Source organism: Hahella sp. HNIBRBA332 (assembly GCF_030719035.1).
Classification (GTDB): domain Bacteria; phylum Pseudomonadota; class Gammaproteobacteria; order Pseudomonadales; family Oleiphilaceae; genus Hahella.
Map to the genome: position 1 here is coordinate 1493148 of NZ_CP132203.1, position 23122 is coordinate 1516269.

Annotated in this window: 26 protein-coding genes and 1 pseudogene; 23 read left to right on the top strand and 4 right to left on the bottom strand. The window is 47.9% G+C overall.

From position 1 onward, the window contains the following. Positions 1 to 265 precede the first annotated feature (265 nt). The 4 genes from O5O45_RS07055 (at position 266) to O5O45_RS07070 (ending at position 2475) form a co-directional block, all read left to right on the top strand. Positions 266 to 460, top strand: a complete 195-nt coding sequence (locus O5O45_RS07055; protein ID WP_305904523.1) for a hypothetical protein — start codon at positions 266 to 268, stop codon at positions 458 to 460. A 126-nt stretch (positions 461 to 586) separates the two neighbouring features. Beyond that, positions 587 to 841: a hypothetical protein gene (locus tag O5O45_RS07060; protein ID WP_305904524.1), complete on the top strand. Its 255-nt coding sequence runs from the start codon at positions 587 to 589 to the stop codon at positions 839 to 841. A 481-nt stretch (positions 842 to 1322) separates the two neighbouring features. Continuing rightward, positions 1323 to 1853: a hypothetical protein gene (locus O5O45_RS07065; protein WP_305904525.1), complete on the top strand. Its 531-nt coding sequence runs from the start codon at positions 1323 to 1325 to the stop codon at positions 1851 to 1853. Between the two features lie 85 nt (positions 1854 to 1938). Then, entirely contained in the window at positions 1939 to 2475 is a 537-nt protein-coding gene (locus O5O45_RS07070) for a ClbS/DfsB family four-helix bundle protein (protein ID WP_305904526.1), read from the top strand. A gap of 45 nt (positions 2476 to 2520) precedes the next feature. Here O5O45_RS07070 and O5O45_RS07075 read toward each other — a convergent pair whose 3' ends face one another. Then, entirely contained in the window at positions 2521 to 3660 is a 1140-nt protein-coding gene (locus tag O5O45_RS07075) for an ISAs1 family transposase (RefSeq protein ID WP_305903215.1), read from the bottom strand. A 140-nt stretch (positions 3661 to 3800) separates the two neighbouring features. On the opposite strand from O5O45_RS07075, the gene O5O45_RS07080 reads away from it, so the two are divergent. From O5O45_RS07080 to O5O45_RS07090, 3 genes are all read left to right on the top strand, one after another. After that, a complete protein-coding gene (locus tag O5O45_RS07080; RefSeq protein ID WP_305904527.1) occupies positions 3801 to 4670 on the top strand; it encodes a hypothetical protein in 870 nt (289 codons plus the stop codon). Between the two features lie 51 nt (positions 4671 to 4721). Then, positions 4722 to 4961 carry a hypothetical protein gene (locus tag O5O45_RS07085; RefSeq protein ID WP_305904528.1) on the top strand — a complete coding sequence of 80 codons (240 nt, stop codon included), beginning with the start codon at positions 4722 to 4724 and terminating at the stop codon, positions 4959 to 4961. Positions 4962 to 5040: 79 nt separating this feature from the next. After that, positions 5041 to 5541 (top strand): hypothetical protein, encoded by a 501-nt coding sequence (locus tag O5O45_RS07090; RefSeq protein WP_305904529.1) that lies wholly within the window; start codon positions 5041 to 5043, stop codon positions 5539 to 5541. 189 nt (positions 5542 to 5730) lie between these two features. Here the strand turns inward: O5O45_RS07090 and O5O45_RS07095 are convergent, their stop codons facing one another. Both O5O45_RS07095 and O5O45_RS07100 read right to left on the bottom strand, forming a co-directional pair. Further along, positions 5731 to 6285: a hypothetical protein gene (locus O5O45_RS07095; protein WP_305904530.1), complete on the bottom strand. Its 555-nt coding sequence runs from the start codon at positions 6283 to 6285 to the stop codon at positions 5731 to 5733. A 131-nt stretch (positions 6286 to 6416) separates the two neighbouring features. Next, on the bottom strand, positions 6417 to 6662 hold the full coding sequence (locus O5O45_RS07100; protein WP_305904531.1) for an Imm32 family immunity protein: 246 nt from the start codon (positions 6660 to 6662) through the stop codon (positions 6417 to 6419). 182 nt (positions 6663 to 6844) lie between these two features. Here O5O45_RS07100 and O5O45_RS07105 point away from each other — a divergent pair. The 9 genes and pseudogenes from O5O45_RS07105 to O5O45_RS07145 all read left to right on the top strand — a co-directional run. Further along, positions 6845 to 6997 (top strand): annotated as a pseudogene (locus O5O45_RS07105) (transposase); the annotation flags it as partial. Positions 6998 to 7837: 840 nt separating this feature from the next. Further along, entirely contained in the window at positions 7838 to 8116 is a 279-nt protein-coding gene (locus O5O45_RS07110) for a hypothetical protein (protein ID WP_305904532.1), read from the top strand. A 433-nt stretch (positions 8117 to 8549) separates the two neighbouring features. Further along, entirely contained in the window at positions 8550 to 9017 is a 468-nt protein-coding gene (locus O5O45_RS07115) for an AAC(3)-I family aminoglycoside N-acetyltransferase (RefSeq protein ID WP_305904533.1), read from the top strand. Between the two features lie 707 nt (positions 9018 to 9724). Then, positions 9725 to 10615, top strand: a complete 891-nt coding sequence (locus O5O45_RS07120) for a type 2 periplasmic-binding domain-containing protein (protein ID WP_305904534.1) — start codon at positions 9725 to 9727, stop codon at positions 10613 to 10615. 190 nt (positions 10616 to 10805) lie between these two features. Further along, positions 10806 to 11591 carry a substrate-binding periplasmic protein gene (locus tag O5O45_RS07125; protein ID WP_305904535.1) on the top strand — a complete coding sequence of 262 codons (786 nt, stop codon included), beginning with the start codon at positions 10806 to 10808 and terminating at the stop codon, positions 11589 to 11591. A gap of 131 nt (positions 11592 to 11722) precedes the next feature. Beyond that, entirely contained in the window at positions 11723 to 12541 is an 819-nt protein-coding gene (locus O5O45_RS07130; protein ID WP_305904536.1) for a hypothetical protein, read from the top strand. A 150-nt stretch (positions 12542 to 12691) separates the two neighbouring features. Continuing rightward, entirely contained in the window at positions 12692 to 13246 is a 555-nt protein-coding gene (locus O5O45_RS07135) for an HD domain-containing protein (RefSeq protein WP_305904537.1), read from the top strand. Positions 13247 to 13290: 44 nt separating this feature from the next. Next, positions 13291 to 14154, top strand: a complete 864-nt coding sequence (locus O5O45_RS07140) for a BPL-N domain-containing protein (RefSeq protein ID WP_305904538.1) — start codon at positions 13291 to 13293, stop codon at positions 14152 to 14154. Next, entirely contained in the window at positions 14151 to 15185 is a 1035-nt protein-coding gene (locus O5O45_RS07145; protein ID WP_305904539.1) for an IS630 family transposase, read from the top strand. The genes O5O45_RS07140 and O5O45_RS07145 overlap by 4 nt, the downstream gene beginning before the upstream one ends. Before the next feature lie 55 nt (positions 15186 to 15240). Here O5O45_RS07145 and O5O45_RS07150 read toward each other — a convergent pair. Next, positions 15241 to 16066 (bottom strand): IS5 family transposase gene (locus O5O45_RS07150; protein ID WP_371748002.1). Its coding sequence is split into 2 segments (ribosomal slippage): positions 15241 to 15742 and positions 15741 to 16066, totalling 828 coding nucleotides; the frame shifts between segments, so codons are not numbered across the junction. Positions 16067 to 16445: 379 nt separating this feature from the next. Between O5O45_RS07150 and O5O45_RS07155 the strand changes: the two genes are divergently transcribed. The 7 genes from O5O45_RS07155 to O5O45_RS07185 are packed head-to-tail and all read left to right on the top strand — an operon-like array spanning position 16446 to position 23118. Beyond that, positions 16446 to 16985 carry a tetratricopeptide repeat protein gene (locus tag O5O45_RS07155; RefSeq protein WP_305904540.1) on the top strand — a complete coding sequence of 180 codons (540 nt, stop codon included), beginning with the start codon at positions 16446 to 16448 and terminating at the stop codon, positions 16983 to 16985. 16 nt (positions 16986 to 17001) lie between these two features. Next, entirely contained in the window at positions 17002 to 18138 is a 1137-nt protein-coding gene (locus tag O5O45_RS07160; RefSeq protein WP_305904541.1) for a tetratricopeptide repeat protein, read from the top strand. Positions 18139 to 18158: 20 nt separating this feature from the next. After that, entirely contained in the window at positions 18159 to 18425 is a 267-nt protein-coding gene (gene fliQ / locus O5O45_RS07165; protein WP_216739859.1) for a flagellar biosynthesis protein FliQ, read from the top strand. Positions 18426 to 18428: 3 nt separating this feature from the next. Then, positions 18429 to 19199, top strand: coding sequence for a flagellar biosynthetic protein FliR (locus tag O5O45_RS07170; protein WP_305904542.1), 771 nt, complete (start codon positions 18429 to 18431; stop codon positions 19197 to 19199). Positions 19200 to 19206: 7 nt separating this feature from the next. Then, positions 19207 to 20319 (top strand): flagellar biosynthesis protein FlhB, encoded by a 1113-nt coding sequence (gene flhB / locus O5O45_RS07175; RefSeq protein WP_305904543.1) that lies wholly within the window; start codon positions 19207 to 19209, stop codon positions 20317 to 20319. Then, entirely contained in the window at positions 20316 to 22409 is a 2094-nt protein-coding gene (locus O5O45_RS07180) for a flagellar biosynthesis protein FlhA (RefSeq protein WP_305904544.1), read from the top strand. The genes flhB and O5O45_RS07180 overlap by 4 nt, the downstream gene beginning before the upstream one ends. A 1-nt stretch (position 22410) precedes the next feature. After that, a complete protein-coding gene (locus O5O45_RS07185; RefSeq protein ID WP_305904545.1) occupies positions 22411 to 23118 on the top strand; it encodes a flagellar hook basal-body protein in 708 nt (235 codons plus the stop codon). The last annotated feature ends 4 nt before the right edge of the window (positions 23119 to 23122 follow it).

Here is a 23122-nt window from a genome sequence, read left to right on the forward strand (position 1 = left end):
TTAGACCACTACAGATCTTGCGTCTAATCTCACGAGTGAGAAAAAGCGGAATAATCGAATACAAAAACTCGGCGAGCTATGGCGGGGTAATGAAGGTGGAGGGTGTAGGTGCCCAATAGGTGAGCCATCACCAAAATTTGAACGTGTTCAGCCAACGAAAGAAGCAATAGCCATTTTAAATAAAATATTTTTATCGGCACCCGAGGAAACTCAAATTGTAATAGTTAGAGCTCTGGTTAGACCCGAGCCATTCGTTGATGATGCCATGAAGATTCTACTAGCGGCTATAAAAAGCGAACGAGTAAAAGTTAGAATAAATGCCGTGCGCACCATTCGTGATATTGGCTCAAGCACAAAGCCATATTTAAACGATGTGCTTTTTCTTAAAAATGATCCAATATTTGCGGTTAAATCGGAAATTGAAGGTTTAGAGGCATATCTAAATGAAGTCGGCACATAACAAACGGCTCCACGCAGACGTCCAAACCAGCGCGGTTTTTGTGGTTTCGGTGCGCTACACCTTAACACAAAAACCACTCCGGTTTGGCCGCTGGTGAGCCGGGCGTTAACTGAACAGAGAAAATTTGTGGTTACTGATATCAATGGCAAGGAAGTAATAGTTGGGTCAAGGGTAAAAGTCTTAGAAATCGACATGTCTGTCACTGAGGGGCTATCGGAAAATGAAGTCATAGATATTAAATCAATGCTGGATGATGTTCTCGAAGTCTACGAAGTGGATGAATATGGTAGAGCATGGGTTGAGAAATGGTGGGATAGAGGTGACGGTCGAAGTGAAAGTCACAGTCTTGCTCTAGAGTCTAAGCAAATGGAGGTTGTTTAAAATGTCAGTTAACAAAGTGTTCAATCGGATTTGGGTAAGCTGTCGCCATTTTTGCAAAAAAGCCGCAAAATTATCGCCATCTCACCCAAACCAATTAACACGGCGTTAAGTGCCCAATAATGGAAGTCGACGAATTGAACATAGATTGCGAGAAACATGGTAGGGGTATAGCTGCTACGGTCTGCTGTCATTTGGTAAGGAATAATAGTGCTCCTTTAGGCTTTATCGAAAATAGTTCTGAGCCAGGCGATCTTCAAGGCTGGTGTTACGCCTGTGAGCACATGTTCTTGCAAGAAGAAGATAAAACGGAGCGCTTTCGTAAATTCTGCGACTTTTCAGTTGTTTGCGAAGAGTGCTACAAAAGCATTAAGGCACATCATGAGTCGAACACTTAACAAGGCCAAGCACCATCGCGCACCGCGTGCGCTGGACCTCGCTACGCTCGGCCGGTGTTGGCGGCGTTGCGTTTCAAGGGGAACACTTGAGTAGAATCGAGCACATACGATCAGCGGGAAGTTTAGAAGTAAGAATAAAGCCTGGAAATGAGGGTGAATTTCAAACTTACTTTTTGGGGGTTTGGTTAGTTGCTTGGGCATTCGGTTGGGTATCAGGTGTAAGCAGCTTACTAAGTGAGCCCATCGGATTTAATAGTATATTCATGCTAGTGTGGACGACTTTCTGGACAATCGGTGGGTTATTCGCAGGGCTTTGGCTGGCATGGAAGACGAATGGATTCGAGCAGCTCATTATAGATAGCGATCAATTTAAAATTAAGCACAATGTTTTTGGCTTTGGCCCAGAAAAAGTGTATTCAACTAGTGAATGTCAAAATCTACGAGCTGCGGGATATTTTGGCAATAAAAATAAACATTCGCTTTTGCATCAAATAGGTATGAAAGGTGGTGTCGTAGTCGTAGAGTCAAATGGTCAAGATATTCGCTTTGGGGTTTCATTAGAAGAAAATGAGGCACAGGAAATTGTAGATTTATTAAGTGCGTATATAAAAACGTAACAAAGCCATCAATTTGACCGCCTTACGCTGCGCTTCAGGCGGCAAATTATGGCGGCGTTAGCTGTTTTGAAAGATTGGGATGGAAATGGCGAGACCAACAACCAAAAATGAGATGCTAGAAGCAGCAGAGTCAAATTTTGAAAAACTCTGGGATCTAATAGATTCTATGAATGATGAGTCCTTGAGTACGGAATTTGATTTCAGTCATGACACGAAAAAGAATGAGGCGCATTGGAGCAGAGATAAGAATCTTAGAGATGTGTTGATCCATCTATATGAATGGCACCAGTTGCTGCTTAAATGGGTGGCTGCCAACGAGTCTGGAAAGAAAGCAAATTTCCTGCCAGAGCCATATACCTGGAAAACCTATGGTGAGATGAACGTTGAAATTTGGAAGAAGCATCAAGATACAAAGCTCGTGGATGCCAAAAAAATGCTCAAGAAGAGTCACAAATCTGTAATTAAGTTGGTTGATCGATTCTCTAATGATGAGCTATTCACTAAGAAGTATTTTGATTGGACAGGCGCCACGACTCTCGGTAGCTACTGTGTGTCTACATTGTCTAGTCATTACGATTGGGCCATTAAAAAGCTTAAAGCGCATTGTAAAAGGTTTGCATAAACAATTATAGCTAACAAAGGGTTCCAGGCAAATCGCACTATGTGGCTACAAAGTAGCCAGGCCCGATAGCACTTTTTTTAAGTAACCATGATCCCAGCCTGCTCGTAGCCTCTTAGTTTTTATACCTCCTTTGTCCGTCTTCTCATTCTTCAGTAAATTCAACGCCATATGTCTCAACACCGCTAAATTCTCCGCGCTGTGTCCCATGCGATGCCGCGAGTCATCCTCTTTAAACGCTACATCCAGCACCCAATGCAGTTTGTTCTCTATGTGCCAGTGCTTTCGCGTCGCATTCAGGAAATATCTCGCATCGCCTTCTCGACTCGAAATATACAAGCGGCGCTCCAGCGTTCTTTGTCCTGACTCCATTCGCTCTGTTTCTACGACGATGAAACTCTTCAGGTCTTGCCAGCGACTTTGTTGCTTTTCCAGACCCTCCAGATTCGTTGAAACGCGGCAGCGCCGCTTCTCATCCTCAACGCGCCCTGGTTCGCATACAAAGTCGACAAAATCCTCGCCGAAGCCTTTAGCCTCAGCGTCCACGTACCGGTCGTGAATCTCATCGTGTAATGAGGCCTGATTTTCCTTCACACCCACTAAATAGTCTGCTTCCGCGTGACGGATATGCTTCACGATCTCCCGCTGGCATCCCATCGCGTCCAAGGTGACGAGACTTCCTTTTAATGACAATGCCTTCAACAGTTTAGGAATAGCAGTGATCTCATTGGACTTCTCCTGAGTTTTCACCTGTCCCAACACCAGTTCGTTCGCTGTCGACCAGGCGCTAACCATATGAATGGCGGGTTTGGAAGAGGATCGGTCGTATGAGCGCCGTAACGTTTTGCCGTCTATTGCGATCTGATCATCTGGAATCTGCTCCGCCAGCGTCGAAGCCCAGGATAGAAAGCTTATCTCTAGCGCCTCGGGATCTAACTTCGCAAAGATGTTGTTGAAGGTGTCGTGGGAGGGAATGCCGTTGGGCAGCTCCAGAAAAGACTCAAACCACTCTTTTTTAGCGTCGCCAAACCGAGTGATGGTAACCCAATCGTCAGCCCCACAGATGATCCCGCAGAGCGCGATGGTGAGAACATCATAGAAATTATGCCGCATATTGAGCGTCTCTCGACGAGGATCAGAAAGGCTGGAGAAATGGTGTTTAACGCCGTCAATTAAAGAAGAGCCCATAACAGTCCTTATTAGGGGAGAAAAAGAGGCGTACTCTATGAATTTACTGCCTACTATTCAACCACATAGTGCGATTTGCCTGCAAAGGGTTCAACCTGACAGCTTCCTGCAGGTTAACCAAGTGTTAGCAGAACAATTCAATGGATAAAGCCCTAGAGCTAAAAATCAGCATAGATAATGGTCTCTCGATTTCGCGAAGTGAGGCATTACAGCTGCTTGCGCAGTCAGAGCTTGTAAAAAAGCTCACACGAGATTGGAGCGATGACCCGCTTTTCTATGTATGGAGACTCATTGCGTTGAGTGAGATACCTTTTGCCCGGCACCTTGAATATACCTGCAGGCTAATTGATCGGGTCTTCGAGAAACTTGCAACTCCTTTTGGCTTCTCGTTAAGTGGCGATGAAAAGTATTTTCTCTCCTGTTACAACGCAATGCTGGTCTCTGCGATGTGCAGACTAGGCCAATCCAGAGCAGAGCACGTTATAAATGGTGTTGAGTGGATTACTACATATCAACCAATGGAGCGCGGATTATCAGTATCTATACCAAAATTTAATTTTGATAGATTTGGCGGTTGCTTTAAACGTGCACCTTGTTACATTGGAGTTGCCAAGTCCGTATTTGCATTGTTTTCTTATTGGGAGGCCACTGGAGATGCAGGTGTTAACGAAAAATTGGAGCAAGGTAAAGAATACTTACTTGAACATGAACTAGTAAGAAAGCTAAGCGATGGTACACCTATTACCCGACATATTATGGATATTTCGTTTCCTGAGTCTTATCACCTGAATATTGTTGAACTGATTCGATTTGCTGGTAATGCCAGTATTTTGGATGATCCAAGAAGCCAATACGCAATACGCTATTTGGAGACAAAAAAGGGAAAATCGGGCTGGAAAACGGATTTTCGCTACAGATCGAACGGATACACTACCTTTGATGATGGTAGAAAAACAGGTGATTGGGTAACTTATATGATTAATCACGCATTAAATGGAAGGCCATACTAACAAAGCGTTGCACCAGACATGCCGATGAACGCGACATTATGAGTAACCGAATTGGATAAAGAAATCAAAAATTTGTTAGGAAAACTGTGCGTAGACTTGGGGTTCTGTTTACCGCCTATAGAGCAAGATCGTATCGCATCTCTTGGAGTTTGGAGAGCGAACGAATTTGCGAAGGAAGTTATTTCTAGTGAAGGGCTTAATCCAGAGTATGAGAAAAAATGGTTCCGAGAAATTCGAAATCGATTTGTTGCTCATTTTGGTAGTAACGAGTATGAAAGCAAAAATTCATAACCAGGCGTTGTTGTCGCCTTCGGCTGGGACGGCGCAAAAAGCGCGCCGCCCTAACACTTGGCGTTATACGAAGTGAAGTATGAAAATACATTGTAAGTGTGGTGCAACGATTTCTGATTCCTCAGACTTTATTTACAATAAAGGCTATGTTGTGCCTGATCAGGATTTGGAAGATCTTCAGGATGAAATCGAACAAGCAAAAAAAGTGGATTTGGGAACGATTTGGAAGTATTCGAAAACGTTGTACCAATGCCATGAATGCTCTTGCCTCATACTAGAACTGAACGATGAATACCATTTCTTTTCGGCTGACATTCCTGACAAGTCGAAATACGCCGTCCGTTCTGTTTTTGGAGAAAAGTGGAAGCGCCATTTGCGCGGGAACTGGACTAGAGGAAAGGGCTCTTTATGGTGGGGAGGGGGAGTCCAAGATCAAGCCTTTGATTTTGACGTCCGAGATTGGGAAGAGATGTCTAATAGATACTTTGAGGCTTTTGAAAGGCTGAAGAATGAAGGAATTCTTCGTGACTCTTTTCTTAGAAAAGACGGTGAGATGATTCACGAATGGCCGTCGAAATAAAATCGTATAACAAAGCGTTGCTGCCGGACAAATTTTCCGCAGAGCGCGGCGTTATATCTAATGAATAATGGTTTCAATCCACGCCCTCCGTGTGAGGGCGTGGATTGAAACAAGGACATTACCTGAGAATTTGAACAAGGGTTCCCGGAGTCAAAGTCCGGTTGATGGAAGGGGTAGCCGTTTTCATTTTCAATGCTGGTGATGATGGGCGTTTGGCTCAGACTGCCCAGAATTATAGCCTCGCAGTTGCATATAGCGAGTAACCTGCCCCGGAGTGAGGATACGACCCTGAGTAAGATGCGCCTCTAGATGGGCCGCACGAACCTTGGCCTGCAATTCGCCGATTTGCGTAAGCGATTGCGACAACAGCTCTGGAGTGATTAACTTGGCAGCGAACAGGTTATCGAGTTTGCGCTCTTCTTCAATCAGCGATTGACCCCACTTAATTGCATTGGCCTGCATGCTTGCAAACAGCGCCCGGGTAAGCTTCTGCTGCTCTTGAGTAAGCTCCAGCTCAGAGGCCAGCGTCAATACATGGGAGGGTCCGGGATAGCCATTGAGTTCTGCTGCTTTTGCCAAGCCCATCCCCTTGCCTGATAAATATGCCTGCACGTCTTCTGAGGACAGCGCCTTAATTTCGCGTGCTTCTTGACCGGCGTAGGAAGATGCCTCGACCGAGGGTGCAGCTTGAACGCTACATGCGAAGGCTGCTGCGATGACTACAATATATGAACGGAAACTCATGAAAAACCTCACTGGTTGATTGAGATGGCTAACGCTTTGCTAATGGGCAGCCGAAATGCAGAGTAGGCTGTCCCGAGGAAGCCACGCTGTTTGTGGCCGGAACGAAATTAAGCAACTTGTTATATGCCAATTTATTCACCTTTGTGGCCATAAACAATTAAATGGTTGATTATTTTCCGTGATTCCGGGCTGCCTTGAACCTCATTTGATAATTCGTTTCCACCCCAATCCTCTGTCATGAAGTGATCATGCGCTTGCCCTGATATTTCCGCCTGATTTGCTACCGCTTCCAATCGCCTCGCAAGCCAACGCAGCCTTTCAGGTGTGCCATGAATATACACTTGAAGTGCTTCTTCATCTTTTTCAACAGTTAGCATTGTTCACCACTGGCAACTAACATTTGTATATCGCGCATGCGCGTTTTTTAATTTCAAGACTTCGAAGATACCCCCTCCAGCTCACTGATTCCAGTGTAAAAATCCCGGGAAGTCAAACGTGACCCTACCCACCAATGATAAACACCCTGTTAAGCGGGTAAACTACGCTACAGAGGTGAACTATGATCAAACAGAAGACATCAAATTCCAAATCTCGCCAACGTTTTTCAGACGAGTACAAGGCGGAAGCCCTGGCGCTAGCTCAACGTATCGGCGTGAGCGCCGCTGCAAGGCAATTAGGCCGGCATGATTCACAACTTTACAATTGGCGCAGGATCACCTGAAGTGGGATATCAACAGTGGCAAAGAAGACAATTCAACAATTAAGAGATGAAAATCCAGTCTTCCTTACTGTGTTTTGGTGTGACCGGTGTGGGAAAGCAATAAACCAAAATGAAGACAAAGATCACTGGCATGAAGAGCAATGTGGGTGTTGCAAAAAGTACCGCCAAATAGACCCGGATTGGGGTTATTGTAGTAATGATGCTTCGGTTTATTGTGGAAGGAAAATGTTTGAACATGACACTTGCTCAAATTGGGTTAAAGGTAAATGGTAATGGTGGGTATAAAATATAGAAATAGGTGCTGACTAGGAATTGCTTATGCTCCGCTTCGGCAATCCTATGAGCGCTGCGTTATCTGTATTGCATGAATATGAAGGCTTTAATGGTTGCACCATCGTTAATAAGTATAGGTCTGAAAAATGCCCAAGGCATCGTTAAGACCCTGCAAAGAGAAGGGCTGCCCAATACGACCCGGCACAAGTCGCGAGATACTGTGAGAGCCACGCCGTCAAGCGTGAGGCGGCTCGATGGAGAGTTTGGCAATAGCGGAAAGGCAGCGACACCCAGTGCAGCGATGGAGGTGGATCTAGGGCTAGAGGAGGAGGGCGTGAGGGGTGTCTGCAAGGGATTTGTCGGTCGAGACATCATATGAAGACTTTGGCTTATAAATGATCGCAGTACAAATAATAGTTAAAGTGAATAACGCCCTTCTGCTTATAACAAGCCCGTCTAAAATCCAGCGCAATGTGATGCGTTATTTGAGTTCTTTTTGATCGATGCTAACTTATGATGTGAGGAGTAGTTTCTGGCTTTAGAAACTGGAGAAAGCTAATGGAATGGGATAAAAGCGGAGGCCACATTAGCGTTTATGGTAAAGCCCCATTGGACGCGGAGAGTCCTCCCGCTGTAGGGGATACGGTCATGCTTACAGAAGGCGGCAGAAAGCACTGGATAACCGTAACTGTCACGGAGCGCAAAGAGGAAATGATTGCCGGGGAAATTAAAGACATTTCTAGCTGTGAGGATGAAGATGATAGCTTCGAAATGAGCGTTGGAGAAAGCGTTCTCTTTCACTGTGATAGCGTGAAAATTATAGTGCGCCATAAGTAACAGGACGCCCAAGTAAAAGAGAAGCGGGCAAAGCAACATAGACGTCTTTATGAGGAATTCGTTTTAAGGTTCGCTGATGAGTGGAAGGCGAAGTCCGAAGGAGACGGTCGCTCGTATTTTCGGTTGTTATAAGTACAAATCCTGTCAGACAAACACCTATAGAAGGATGTCCGCAAAATTGAGTGAGCCGGATAGATTTTTAGAACTTCTATTGGAAGATAATAAGGAAAAAGCACTGAAATAAATGGGATACACGTCTGGCGAAATTCGTTCGACATTGAATCCATTTAGAGAGTGTGGCGGCTACATGATCCGTTATAGAGGTTGTTATCCAATGTTCGTAGCTATTATATATTGTTGGTGTTCATTATAAGGTTGCGTCGTACGATCTATTTTATTCATATGTTTACGTATTAAGGGGGCGTTGGTATAAATGATGGAATATCAGTACAGGGAACTGCATAGAGGTGATAACGACTTGTATTTCCAGATGTTGGATTGCTTCGGGAAGGCATTTGGAGACTTGAAAACCTACAACGGGCAGCGGCCAGATGACGATTATATAACTGAGTTGCTGGGACGCGACACGTTCATTGCTTTGGTTGCGTTAAATAGGGGTAAGGTGGTAGGGGCCATAGCAGCCTATGTTCTGGAGAAGTTTGAACAACCACTTAGTGAGGTTTACATATATGACTTAGCGGTTGACGAAAAGCATAGAAGACATGGTGTCGCAACGCAATTGATAGAGCATCTCAAGCCTATAGCAAGAGACAAAAAGGCGAGTGTGATATATGTCCAAGCCGATTACGGAGATGAACCAGCAATTGCGTTATATACAAAATTAGGTATTAGGGAAGATGTGATGCATTTCGATATTCCTGTGTCTGAAGATAAATTGTAACTTCACTATGCGATAGCAGAACAATGGCGGCTAATCAGTATGAAATATGCGGTTTTGAAATGTTGCTTCTGGCCGACGCCGGGGCGTTCAAATCTTGCGTAATATGCTGCATAACGAAGTCTTTCATCAATGGCCGGCAGGATGCATTTGGTAGGCATATTGCGATGAGTTTTTGTGGAACCAACAATCAGCCCGTGACCCGAGTTGAAAAGACTGCTGTCGAGGCGTAGATACTAAATGGCGGTAGCGGCACAAGGGCTTTCTACGGCAGGCCAGCTTGGTTGGGAGCATAGCTGGGGATAAGAATGCCGAGGGCTATAACTGAGCATTAGCCTCAAGATGCACCTAGCCCGGCGCTATTGTGGGCGTGTTGTTGGCGATCACGCCCATTTTCGTCATTAGGGTCAAATACAAAAGCTCTATCACAAAGTTTTTGGGAAGCTGGTGCAGAGGCCTGGTTAATACATTGATTTAATAAGACTTCTACGGTTTTCGTCTCAATCTCACCGAACCTAATCCTTTCCATTCTCTTAATCCCCTGTCGATTCAGAATAAGTCGTCTAAATTTAATATAGAGAACATTGGATATCCGTCATTGTCGCTGTCCGCGCTGGGATAGCTAGGCGAAGGAGGGCTGGCGTCTTTGTGATGTGGGATTGGCGAACACTGGTGTAGTTAACATAGTTTCGGCGGTAAGAGGTGGTGTTGTGTTGCATTTTAAGTCGCTGATATCTCTGGTGATTCCTCTTCTTGCGTTGTTTTCTTACAGTGTGGCCCCCGAAGCGAGAGGGGAGATAATCGTCAAACACTATCAAAATCAAGATAGATACAAATACGGTCTAAAAGTATTGGACCTTGCGCTGAGCAAACTGAACACCCCTTACAAAATACAATTCCCTGAATTTTTGGATGTCAGCATTAATGAGGCCAGGGGAGAGCTCATGGTTACAAAAGGGATTTTGAATCTTGAGTTTATGTCTACTAATCCAGAGCGAGAAGAAAAGATGATCCCAATAAGGATTCCGATTTATCGAGGAATCCTGGGGCTTAGACTTTTGTTGGTGACGCAAGAAAAGAGCGCGATTTTCAGCAAGATAGACGACATTGAAGATCTCAGACAGTTTGTCGGCGGACATGGGCTTCACTGGGGGGATTTGCCCGTCTACAGCGCAAATGGGTTGAAGGTTGTAACAAGCTCCCAATATGAAGCCTTATTTACACTGCTGAGAAATAATAGATTTGACTACTTCCATCGCGGTTTCCTGGAAGTTTGGGATGAGCTGGACAGGAATCAGGATCGGCTTGTTGTCGCCGATAACATCATGTTGTTTTATCCGCATCCTGTATATTTTTTCATTTCTAGAAATGAGCCTGAATTAGCCGGGAAGCTGGAAGAAGGATTGAATATCGCTATTGCTGATGGCTCCTTTAAAAAGCTTTTTACAGAGGAGATGAAGGGCTATTTAGCGAAAGGGAATCTATCGTCTAGAAAACTCATCATATTGAAGAATCCTGTTGTACCTGAAAATAGCCCGGCCATTGACGCCAGCTGGTGGCTCCCGGAGAAATTTCAAAAGCAGTTGGCGGCGTCTCAGTAGCTTGGACTTCCGCCATACCCCATCCCCAGCTTTGCTTCTGGGGACTTCTCAGCCGGCGCAACGTCGGTTTTCTGTGCGACCCGGCCCGCTCGGCAATTGAACTATACTAAATACATTTCCAGAAACCTGATCATCGGGGCTATAGCTGTATGGTTGTCTCCATTCGTTGTTGAGGCCTGGAGGTTGTCAAATGACGCTTGCTTCATCGCGTTGTATGGGCGCGCTTTTATTGCTGGTGTGGAGTCTTGCGCCCTTGGCTGCTAACTCTGTCGATACGCCTGACGCCGAGCAAAGCAAAACCGAGATTCGCGTCGCCATAGACGCTTGGCCGCCTTTTCGTATTTTGGACAGCGAGGAGGAAGGGTACAGCGGGATCGATTTTGACTTATGGGCCCTACTTGCGAACGAATTAAAGCTTGAAATCAATTACGTGCGCTGTCCATGGGTGCGTTGCTTGAAAATGATGGAGGATGGCGCGGTGGACGCCATGAGCGGCTTGGCGCTAAGGCCTGATCGGGCTGTGTATATGGACTATCTGGAGCCGGCATATTACAGCTGTTCAACGGTGTTTTATGTCAGAAAGGGACGCGGTGGAATGCTTCAGAATTACGAGGACCTCTATCGCATTGATGTCGGCATTGTTACGGGTTCGGCTTATTTTCAGGCGTTCGATGACGATGAAAAGATTAACAAGATCGGCGTCAGCACCGAAAAGCAGCTGGTGGACATGCTGGGTCGTTTGCGTTTGACAGCGATAGTCGGGACGGACTGTCAGGCGGATTATGAGATCGCTCAGTCACCCTATAAAGGCCAGTTCGAGAAAGCCGAATATCGCCCCAGCAACAGTGTTGACTTGTATTTCGCCATATCCAAAAAATCCTCCTTTCGCGACAAAAAGGATGAATTTTCACAGGCCCTTACGCATCTTTTGCAAGCAGGAGCCATCGAAGAAATCCGCCATCAATATTTGCATTGAACCATCCAGAAGATCCTCGGTCTAACCAAGTTGGTCATAAACTTTAGCGTTGGCAAAGGCGTCTCAGTGGGCGCCAAAGATCAGTCCTCCGATTTACCGATCGACCACAAATACCTACATAAGGAATCACGATGGAGAGCTATCCGTTCTTATTTCTTGGCCACGGCGTTGGTAACTTATCTAGCGGTTTTGATGCGCATATTCTTTTTGCTGAGAGACCGGATGAGCAAGCCATGGCGGATATTCAAGTAAAGCTTCAGGGGCATGGAGAAATTCGCTGGAGCGGCAACAGCGCTTCTTTCTGTGTATCTGATCGCCAGATAAAAGGCGCCATGAAGTATGACCCTGCCTATAGCGATAACCCGCAGATGCTTGATGATCCGGAGATCTATAAGACATTTGGTTTGGTACAAAGCAAGTTGAATGACATACAGCAACGGCTGGCGCACTTTTATTATGACTTTCAACTTACAGTGCAGGAAATTCATCAGACCTTTCCGGTCTCTTTGTGCCTCATCCAACAGGGCGCTAGAGTAAAGCTGACCCCATGGCATACATGGAGCGAGGAGCGATTGCCGCAGGTGTTTGATGTGTTGTCGGACTATTTCAGTCGTGAAGACGTTCGTAGCGAGCGCTTTAAAGATTACACCGAGGTTTCCTACTACGACGCCAATGCGATCATTCTGTGCCACTTTATTGAGACAATCGTGAGGAAAAAGGCGGATGTTAAGAAGCTCTCACCCGCGACTGTGTCCCGCCTTATCGACGTTATAAAATCCGCGATCGGCTACTCAGATAACTCCGACAATTTCCTGCTTAGCACTGCCCTTTATTTGGGAGGAGTGGAGATGGAGGACATCATTGTGGATTTTCCTGAGCACGCAATGGCGGCGTTGGAAGAGATTAACGAAGATTTGCCTTTGGATGAGCGGTTTCCCGAAGGGTTATGAGACAAAGACGGCGCAATTCGCTCTGACATGACGGGAGTGACGATCACGCCGCATTTGTAGTCTGTCCTCGCTCTTTCCTGCTATTGGACGGGGCGGGATTGATGCTGCATTATGGCGTAGTTGTACACCTGTGAAACGAGGTTTGATTTCATGCTTGTCGAAAGGGCGAAAGTATTCGCCAGCGCCGCCCATGCCGCTATCGGTCAACGAAGACGTTATACCGATGAACCCTACATCGTGCATCCTGCCGAAGTGGCGGGAATCGTTGCGTCAGTGGGGGGAGACGAGGAAATGATCGCCGCCGCCTACCTGCATGACATCGTCGAAGACACCCAGGTCACTCAAGAACTGATCCTTGAGTTCTTTGGCCCCGCCGTGGCGAAATTGGTGGAGGAAGTGACAGATGTGAGTCGACCGCAAGACGGTAATCGTCAGGCGCGCAAGGAAATAGACAGACAGCATCTCGCTAACGCCTCCCCACGAGCGAAAACCATCAAACTGGCGGACTTGATCAGCAACTCCACCAATATCATTCAGCATGACCGCTGGTTCGCCAAAGTCTACATGCAGGAGAAAAAACTTCTGTTGGAAGTGCTTGGCGAAGGGGATTCAAGCCTGTATCAAAGAGCCCAGACCATAGTCAGTGAGTATTATGCAGAACGGGAAGCCCGCCGGTTGTTAAGAAGCGGCGAGCAAGACGTCTAAATCAGCGGCCGGGTGACTTCGGCTATTTTGGCTCCTCTTTTTGTATGAATAAATTTAGCTTAACGGCGCTAAGCGGCGTCATTCTGATCGTTGGCGCGACGCCGTATGTGTCGGCTGTGGAGTCGGCCTCAGATATGCAGACGAGTCCCGTCAGGGAAACGGAATATGCGTTGATATATAACGGACCTGTATCAGATGCAGACAGCTCTGAAGCCATCGCGGACCTCGCTGTCCAGGCGGGCCTGACAGTGAGGTATATCACGGACCTGAAAGCGCTGCCGGACATGCTGAGTGGGGCGAAAGTTTTCATCATCGGCGGTACGGAAGACGACGTTGAGCCCCTGGTTGACGCCTTTACGCCGGATCTCTCCGCTTCATTAAAGGCTTACCTGAACAATGGCGGGCGTTACCTGGGTATTTGTGGCGGCGCTTACGTCGCGTCAGTGGGGTGGGCTGAAGAAAATCGGTTTGTGGATGCGTTAGGCATCGCACCAGCGGAATCCGATAATTACGACAGTGACTTCGCTCCGAAAATCTATCCTGTTACTTGGTCTGGGGAAGAGCGTCAGATGTACTATCAGGCTGGCCCTGCATTCAAACTGACGCAAAGCAAGGAGCAAGTTCGCAACATCGCCTACTTTGAAAACCAACAAATCGCCGCACTTATAAGCTCCTACGGGAAAGGCAAAGTGGCGGTATCCGGCCCGCACCCGGAAGCCCCCGAATCATGGAAAGAAAATGCTTTGGACGGCGCCGAGATGGAATCCAACCTGGACCTTGCTATCAAACTAATGCAGGAGTTGTTATCCGACCGGCCTGTTGATGGCTTGGTGTTTGAGGGCTGTCAGCGTGAATGCCTTATTCTATTAACCTGGCATCGATATAGATATGATACAATGCCCATATGATTATAGAAGACGCTCGCTCATTACCTGCCGCAGCGCAGGAAGAAAAAAGAAAACAGGCCGTGCGACTGCGCAAGCAGGGGTATAGCTATCAGGAAATAGCCGATAAGGTCGGTGTCCATAACCTGACGGTGGGAAAGTGGATCAGAGCTTATGAAGCGCAAGGGGTTAGCGGGATTAAATCCAAGCCCCGCGGACGAGAGCCCGGCTCGGGACAGCGATTGACGCCAAGCCAGGAGAACCGAATCAGATGTTTGATTGTCGATAAAAGCCCGGACCAGCTCAAGCTGGAGTATGCGCTCTGGACCCGTAAGGCGGTGCAACAGCTTATTGCGCAGGAGACGGGAGAGCACTTGGCGATCCGAACGGTTGGCAGTTATTTGACCGCCTGGGGTTTCACGCCGCAGAAGCCGGTGAAGAAAGCGTATGAGCAAAACCCGTCTCAAGTCGAGAAGTGGCTGAAGGAGGAATATCCGGTCATCAGCGGACGAGCGAAGGCGGAAGGGGCGGAGATCTATTGGGGCGATGAGACAGGGCTTCGAAGCGACGCTCAACATGGGCGGGGCTATGCGCCGAAAGGGAAAACGCCGGTGATTCGCCTGAACGCCAAGCGTGAGTCGATCAATATGATCTCAGCGATCAGCAACCAGGGCAAAGTGCGGTTTCAAATCTATGACGGCTCAATGGACGCAGACCGGTTGATAGGGTTCATGAAGCGGCTGATCCAAGACGCCCAACGGAAGGTCTTCCTGATACTGGACAATTTGAGAGTCCATCACGCCAAGGTTGTGAAGGCTTGGCTTGAGGAGAATGAGGATCGTATAGAAGTGTTCTATTTACCCGCCTATTCCCCGGAATTGAACCCGGACGAATACTTGAATTGTGATTTAAAAGCGGGAGTTCACAGTGGTAAGCCGGCACGAAAGAAAGGGGATCTCAAAAAGAAAGTTCGATCACATATGTGTATGTTGCAAAAGAAGCCTTCGAGGGTGAAAAAATACTTTAACCACCCAAGCATCAAATATGCGGCATAGAATGTCTATATCGATGCTTGGTTAATATTATTAGCTAAGTAACTATCTCATAACCTCATTGACGCCCCTGTAGCCGCCACATCCGCCGAAACCATAACAGATCACATGCCAATTGCAGCAATCCCAGATAGTTGCTGTCCTTTTTGTCATAGCGAATCAGTAACGCACGGCACTTCGGCAGCCAACCAAACGTGCGCTCCACTACCCAACGCCGGGGCTTTCCACTTGGATGACGGTCCGCTGGCTGCGCCTCCTCGCCAATTCGGCAGATATGCGGTATGTAGTTATGTCGGGCTGCCACGTCTTCGCTCGCCACATTGTCATACCCCTTATCCAGGCATAAATGCTGCCGCGCCTCCACCGTTGGAGCCGGACGCTCTACCGCAATCGACTCCAGCGTTGCTTCCAGCAGCTTATGGTCGTTGACATTGGCTCCGGCGATGACGAGTCCCAAGGGGCCTCCCTCGGCTTCCACCAGCAGGCTTTTCTTGGTTCCCTTCTTGCCTCGGTCTGTCGGGTTCGGCCTCACATTCTCCCCCCCCCCCAAAGCGGGCTTTCCCCAGCCAGCCGTCCGCACTTTGCCATTCCCAGTCCACCCCTTCCAGTTCCTGGCAGTCTCGCAATAGACTCGCCCAGATCTTCTCCATTACGCCGTTTTTACTCCAGCGCTGAAACCAGCGATGGACCGTGGCGTCATCCCCAAATCGGCGGGGCAACTGGTTCCACTGGCAGCCTGAACGCATCCGAAAAATAATCCCGTTCAAATAGCCCCTCCAGTTGCCGATGGGGCGGCCACCCTTGGCGCTGGGTTGCCAGTCTTCTTTTAAAATGGGTTCGATTCGTAGCCATAGCTCGTCCGGTACTTCCCATAGAGTGTCCAGGGGTTTCGATATACTGGACGGGGCGCTTGAGTCCTTTTGTGACATGACGTTTCCTTATCAGAGAAGTGGGCCTCAGTGAACCGGCAAAGGTGAAAAAATTCAAGTGGGGGTTATGAGATAGTTACTAAGCCAGCCTTTGGCTTTCGTCAGTTCGCGTGCTTGCCATGCCGGGGTCAACATCCTAAACCTAAAGATTTGCTCTAAAGCCAACTCTGGGGCGTAACCCACAATATTTCACCTTTTTTAAATTGATCAAGAAGTAACAGGTTGTTAGAATTGCCGCCTCCATCGGAGGTGTGTTCCTTAGGGATGAAGTATCAAAAACTTTGGGCTACGGGCCGCTCCGGATTGTTGTTAGTAGTCATTTTCAGGTGTAAGAATGATGGACCTAAGTCTCTTTGAAGGCGACGAGTTGCTTGCCTTGGCCAGATTGGATGTTGACGCAAAGCGAATTGACGAAGCATTGGCCAAACTGAAGAGAGCATATCAGCTCCCCGAATTCCCCCCCGAAGTAGAATCTTTATTAGCTAAAATTTACGCTCAGCTGGATCTGTTAGAGCGCGCTTCCTTCCACTATGAGAGCTTTCTCGCCAGAGAAACCAAGGCGGTTCTAGAGCGTTTTCAGTACGGCATGGTGCAATTTGAACAAGGTATTAAGGACCGCGCCCTGCAGGTTTGGGCCGAAGTGCTTGAGGACGAACCCACCCATCCGCCTTCATTGTTTTACGCGTCATTGGCGAATGTTGAGTTGGGGAATGAAAATGAAGCTCGGCGTCTGATCGATATTCTGCTAAAGTCCGCCCCCGTCGATAACCTTTATTTTAATCGGGCTAAAACCCTTCTTCAGGACCTTGACGGACGACGCCCTCAGGCCGAGTCCATGAGTGATTTGAAAGAAGCGGACCATCTATACAACTGATACTACGGACGGACACATGTCAGTCTCCGACTTGGCGGAAAAAATCGCGCGCCTCAAGCGTTTTCTCGAACAAGATGAAAACAACCTGAATCTGTTGTTGGACTTGGGGCGCGCGTTGCATGACAGCGGCCAGCCTGAAGACGCTATTTCGCTCTTTGACCGCGCATTAAAAATTGCGGCGGACCACCCCCAGGCGATTTATGAACGCTCGATGGTCATGATCACATTGGGACGAGTTGAAGATGCGGTAGCGGGCTTCTCCCAGCTTAAAACAGCAGGGCTGTCTCACCCGAGCATTAGCTACAATCTAGGTTACTGTTACCTCCTGCAATCAGCGCCGGATAAGGCGGTCGTTGAACTGAGCGAGCATATTGAAGAGCCTGCAAAGAATCCCGGTTACGCATTAATCCTCGCGCGAGCTTATTACGCCATGGGCGACCTGCCTGAGGTAGAGCGCTTTGTAAATCTAGCGCTGTCTCTCCAGCCGGACTTCTTAGAAGCCAAAGCTGTTTTAGCAATGTGTCTGCAAGACAATGAAGACTTTGATAAAGCGATAGGCATGGCAGAGGAAGTGTTGGCCCAAGACCCAGACAACGCGGAAGCATTGGGCGTTAAGGCATATTGCTCCCTCAATGCGTTGGATCTGAGTACAGCAGCGCAAAGCTTTGACGCAATGATACAGGCCAAGCCGAAAAGTGGGCGCGGATGGGTTGGCAAAGGCCTTTTGGAAATGCAGCAGGGTGATTTGGCCGCCGCTGAGGGCGCGTTAGAAAAAGGGCTTGAAAATATGCCTGGTCATATCGGCTCTTGGAACGTACTGGCTTGGTGCCAGATTTTACAGGGGCGGATGCAGGAAGCTGAAGAAAGTTTACGCCGCGCCAGCGAAATCGATGACCGTTTTGGCGAAACCTACGGCGCCCTGGCGGTTATTAGAGCGTTAACACAGGATTATGCGGAAGCGCGTTTACTGGCGCGCAAGGCGACTCGACTGGATAAGGACTCCTTCTCGGGACACTTCGCCCGCGCTTTATGTGACCAAGGCGAAAATAATCCAGAGCAGGCGCAACAGATTATGCATCGCCTTATGAATGCTCCTATTGATGATAAAGGGCGTAAGCTGATCGATATTCTTCCTCAGTTTATCCGTCATTGAGATTAGATGGAGATGAATCTATGAACGCTGATCTGGCGATGATGCTTACCGAAGACATGTTATGGACGGCAGTTTTGGTCGCTGCGCCTATTTTAATAGTCAGTCTGATCGTAGGGTTGATTATCAGCATATTGCAGGTAGTCACCCAGATACAGGAAATGACGCTAACGTTTGTACCGAAAATTGGCGCTGTCGTGGCGATCATATTTGTTATGGGGTCATGGATGCTGGCGACACTGACCCTTTACGCAAAAAACGTAATCGGGAATATACCGGCATACTTTTAGACGATGCACTTCACCATTGATCTCTCTTGGGCATGGGCCTGGTGGCTCCTGTCCATACGGCTGGCGTTAGTGGTGATGGCTTCTCCTTTTGATATGTTTGGACGTTTACCTGGGCGTATCAGGTTTTTCCTGGTTTGCGCCCTGGCTTTGTTGATGGTGCGTTTCTCGCCGACTGCGGGTGCGCAACTGCCATCTTCAATAGTCGAGATGGCGTTAGCCTGTGCGAATGAGTTGGTACTGGGATTGGCGATGGCTTTAGGTCTTCATGCCGCCTTTACCGTCTTTCAGATATCTGGCAGGCTGATTGACTTTCAGTCAGGCTTCGGCGCGGCGAATATAATGAATCCCGCAACAAACTCGGCGGAGCCGTTGATGGGAACAATATTGCTGTTTTTCGCCACCTTCGTTTTTTTTAGCATGGATGCGCATCACATGGTGATTAAAGGGCTTGCGTATAGTGTCGCCCAAGTACCACCGGGCTCTGGTTTAGCAAGAATGGATTTTAATGGCGCTATGAAGCAGGTGGGACTGATGTTCTCATTCGCCATGGTGCTCGCGGCACCTGTTTTGGCGGTGCTGTTTTTGTTGGATGTGGGTGTAGCAGTCATGGCGAGGACGATGCCGCAAATGAACGTTTACTTTCTCTTTCTGCCATTAAAAGTGGCGTTAGGGATTATAGTGACGGCGCTTTCACTCAAATACCTGACTCCATTAATTGGAGAAGTGTTTATTTCTATATTCCGCTACTGGAGCGGAATGCTGACAGTCATCTGAAGTAGTTATGGCAGAGTCGCAACCGGATAAGTCTGAAAAGACCGAACCCCCTTCGCCCTTTAAACTCCAAGAGGCGAAGAAGAAAGGCAGTGTGGCGAAGAGTCAGGAAGTCAATCATGTCTTCGCTCTCGCCGCCGGTGCGCTGCTATTGTGGTCAGTATCGCAGGATCTCGCCACGCGTTTCTTCAGCTTGTGTCAAAAGCTATTTGTAGATGCGGCGTCTGTTGACTTTGACGTTATGACGGTCAGAGCCTGGGGCGTCTGGATTATCTCGGAGATAGGCTGGATATTGAGTCCGTTGCTGGTTGTAATGATGGTTATCGGTGTGTTGTGCTCAATGGCTCAAACAGGGCCAGTATTTTCTTTCCATCCAATCAAACCTGACATTAAACGAATCAATCCAATCGCAGGCTTTAAGCGCTTGTTCTCCATCAAAATATTGTTTGAGCTAGTGAAGAACCTGATAAAGCTTGCTTTGCTGGGGAGTGTTTTGTACTGGGCTTTGGCTGGCCTGATGCCAGATCTCTTCGGGTTAACCGCCAAGTCGGCGGCGACAGCGTTGCCGGCATTCACTGGATATGCTGCGGGTATTATTTTCAAACTGACGGCCGCGCTCTTGTTGATCGCAGTCATTGATATGTTGTTCACTCGCTGGGAGTTTATGCGCAACATGCGCATGACCAAGAAAGAAGTTAAAGACGAGATTAAAAGGCGCGAGGGAGACCCTCACATAAGGGCGAAAAGAAAGGAACTGGAAAGGGAGCTGCGAAAACGAAGTGGCTCCGCAGCCAGTGTTCCTGAGGCGGACCTGATTATCACTAACCCGGAACACTACGCAGTGGTTGTAAAGTATGACGCAAAAAAAATGGCTGCGCCGACAGTGACTGGGAAAGGGATGGACGCCATGGCGAAACATCTACGGGACATAGCGCGCCAGCATCAGGTGCCCATTATTCAGGATCCGCCGCTGGCCCGTTATTTATTCAAGAAAACTGAGATTGGCTCGATGATTCCAGAGGATGCGTTTGTGGGGGTGGCAAGAGCTTTACGCCGCGCTTATCAAATCAAAAGAGAACGGCAGGGGAGAGATCAGTTTAGCGTGAAAAGGGCCGCCACATGATGAATAGACCATCGATGGCTTCATTGCTGGGAACACGCAGCGAGCTTGCGCTTGTATTGGGAATGGTGGGCATACTGCTGGTGCTTTTTACGCCTATTCCTTCGCAGCTATTGGATGTGCTGCTCATTATTAATTTCAGTTTTGGTTTGTTGATCCTTTTATTAACTTTCTTTGTTGATAAACCACTGGGATTCTCAACCTTTCCTTCTTTATTGCTTATCGCAACGCTCTTCAGGCTGTCTCTCAATATCGCCGCAACACGACTTATTTTGTCTGATGGCGATGCCGGCGATGTGATTAACGCCATCGGCACTTATGTTGTTGGCGGTAACTACGTTATAGGGCTTGTCGTTTTTCTCATATTGATTGTCGTTCAGTATGTGGTGGTCACCAATGGCGCCCAAAGGGTGGCGGAAGTAGCCGCTCGATTTACCTTGGATAGTATGCCGGGTAAACAAATGAGCATTGATGCTGACATGAACATGGGGCTCATTGATGAAAAAGAGGCTCGAGAAAGGCGTCAGAATATTGAGCGCGAAGCCAGTTTTTATGGGGCAATGGACGGCGCCAGTAAGTTTGTGAAAGGCGACGCCATTGCGGGTATTTTAATAATTCTGATCGACATCATTGGCGGGTTGACTGTTGGGATTGCGCAGCGAGGCCTTAGCTGGGGCGAGGCGCTTCACAGCTATACTTTGCTGACAGTCGGGGACGGCATTGTTACTCAGATCCCCGCACTGGTTATTTCCACTGCCACAGGCATTATCATCACCCGCGCAGCGACAGACGCATTTCTCGGTGATGAAATATCCAGGCAGGTCACTCGTTATCCAAAGAGCCTTGTCATTGTTACTCTGGGGTTGCTTGCATTATTGCTCCTGCCAGGAATCCCTGCGCTCCCGATTTTTATTGTCGCATCACTGATGGCTGCGTTGGTGGTGTATGCCTTCAAACAGAACAAGTACCAGGAAGCTGAGGATAGCGTCGAAGATCAGGAAGATGCGGAAAAGGATATTTATGAAGAGCTGAAAGTCGAACCTTTGGAGATTTCTCTTGGGCCTGCTATCGCTGGATATCTAGGGGCGAGTGAAGGCGCTTTGATGGATGAAATCAAAAGGCTCCGCAAACAGCTGGCGCTTGAGCTGGGATTCGTTTTGCCGAATGTGAAGATATATCAGACAGATCGCAATAATGAACGTGAATATAAAGTCTGCGTGCATGGCGCCCAAGTGGCGGAAGGTGAGTTGTACTCAGATCGAATATTGGCGATCAGTGCACAGGACTTGACGGATAAATTACCTGGGGTGTCGGTGAAAGACCCTACCTATGGGCTGCCGGCGGTCTGGATAGAAGAGAATTTAAAAGAAAAAGCGCGGCAGCTTAACTGTACTTTGGTTGATCCGTTGACAGTGATGTTAACTCATGTGAATGAAACCGTCAGGTCGCAAGCGCCGGCCCTTTTAACCCGGTCAGAAACAGAAAAACTGATGGGAAGAGTACGTACAGCGCAGTCCTCTTTGTATGAAGAGCTGGTTCCCAATACGTTGACGCTCTCCGATATTCAAAAAGTCCTGCAGCAATTGCTGCAGGAAAAAGTGTCTATCAGAAACATTGAGCTTATTGCAGAGGCGTTGGTCGACGCAGGTAAAGTGAGTAAGGACCATGAGCAGTTAGCGGATCAAGTGAGGCAAAAGCTTGGCGCCGAAATCTGCCAGGATTTGGTTGCGCAGGACCGTTACCTTCATGTTATGAGTTTGGATCCGGGAGTTGAGCAGCTGATGCAGTCCGGCATCAGAGTGACGGAACAAGGTGCGTCTTTATATATCGATCCGAAGTTGACGGAGCAGGTGTTAAGCAGCATGGCTCGTCAGGTTGAGAAAATGATGTCAGCCGGCTTGAAGCCTGTGCTGATTACCTCACCTGGTATTCGCCGGCATATAAGAAAACTGTCAAGTCGACTATTGCCTCATCTTACTGTGTTGGCGTTAACCGAGGTTCCTGTCGGTATGAACATCAAATCGTTTTCTATTGTGGAAGTCGATCGTGGCTTGATTAACCGCGCGACGAATAAAGAAAGGAAGGAAAGTTAATATGGCTGACGTAGTAAGTGCAATTCAGCTTACCTTGAACGCTGATTTGGAACGTTTACGGACTATTAGTCAGAACTTATCTAATCAAGGCGCTCCAGCATATAAGCGTGACCAATTGATCGTGGATAAGTTTCAAACTGCATTTATGAATGAGGCAAAACTAGAGCCAGATTTGACGCTGCAGAAAGACTTCACTCAGGGCGCTTTCAAGATGACAGGTAACGCCTTGGACATCGCTTTGGATGGAGAGGGTTTTCTTATGGCCTCTTCCGGCGATAAAACGCTTTTCACTCGGAAGGGGCAACTGCGTCTGAACCCAGACGGCTATCTGGGGCTGGTCACGGGGGAGAGAGTGTTAGGACGTAGCGGACCTGTTGCGCTGAGTGATACTGATTTTGAAGTGCAGCCAGACGGGTCAATCGTTCAGGACGGCGTTGTATTGGACAAGCTGGCGATAGCTGTATTTCAGAACCCCGAGCAGCTGAGCTACGCCGGCGAGGGGCTTTTCGAAAATCCATCTATGCAGGCTTCAACAGAGGCGTCAGATACCCAGGTTATGCAGTCTTATTTGGAAATGTCCAACGTCAATACAATGGAAGAGATCGTAAGACTGGTTGAGCTCACACGTCATTATCAGTTGTCGCACAATGTGCTGAAAGCCTATGACGGCTCAATAGACAGCGCCATTAGCACTTTAGGAAAATTTTAGGAGA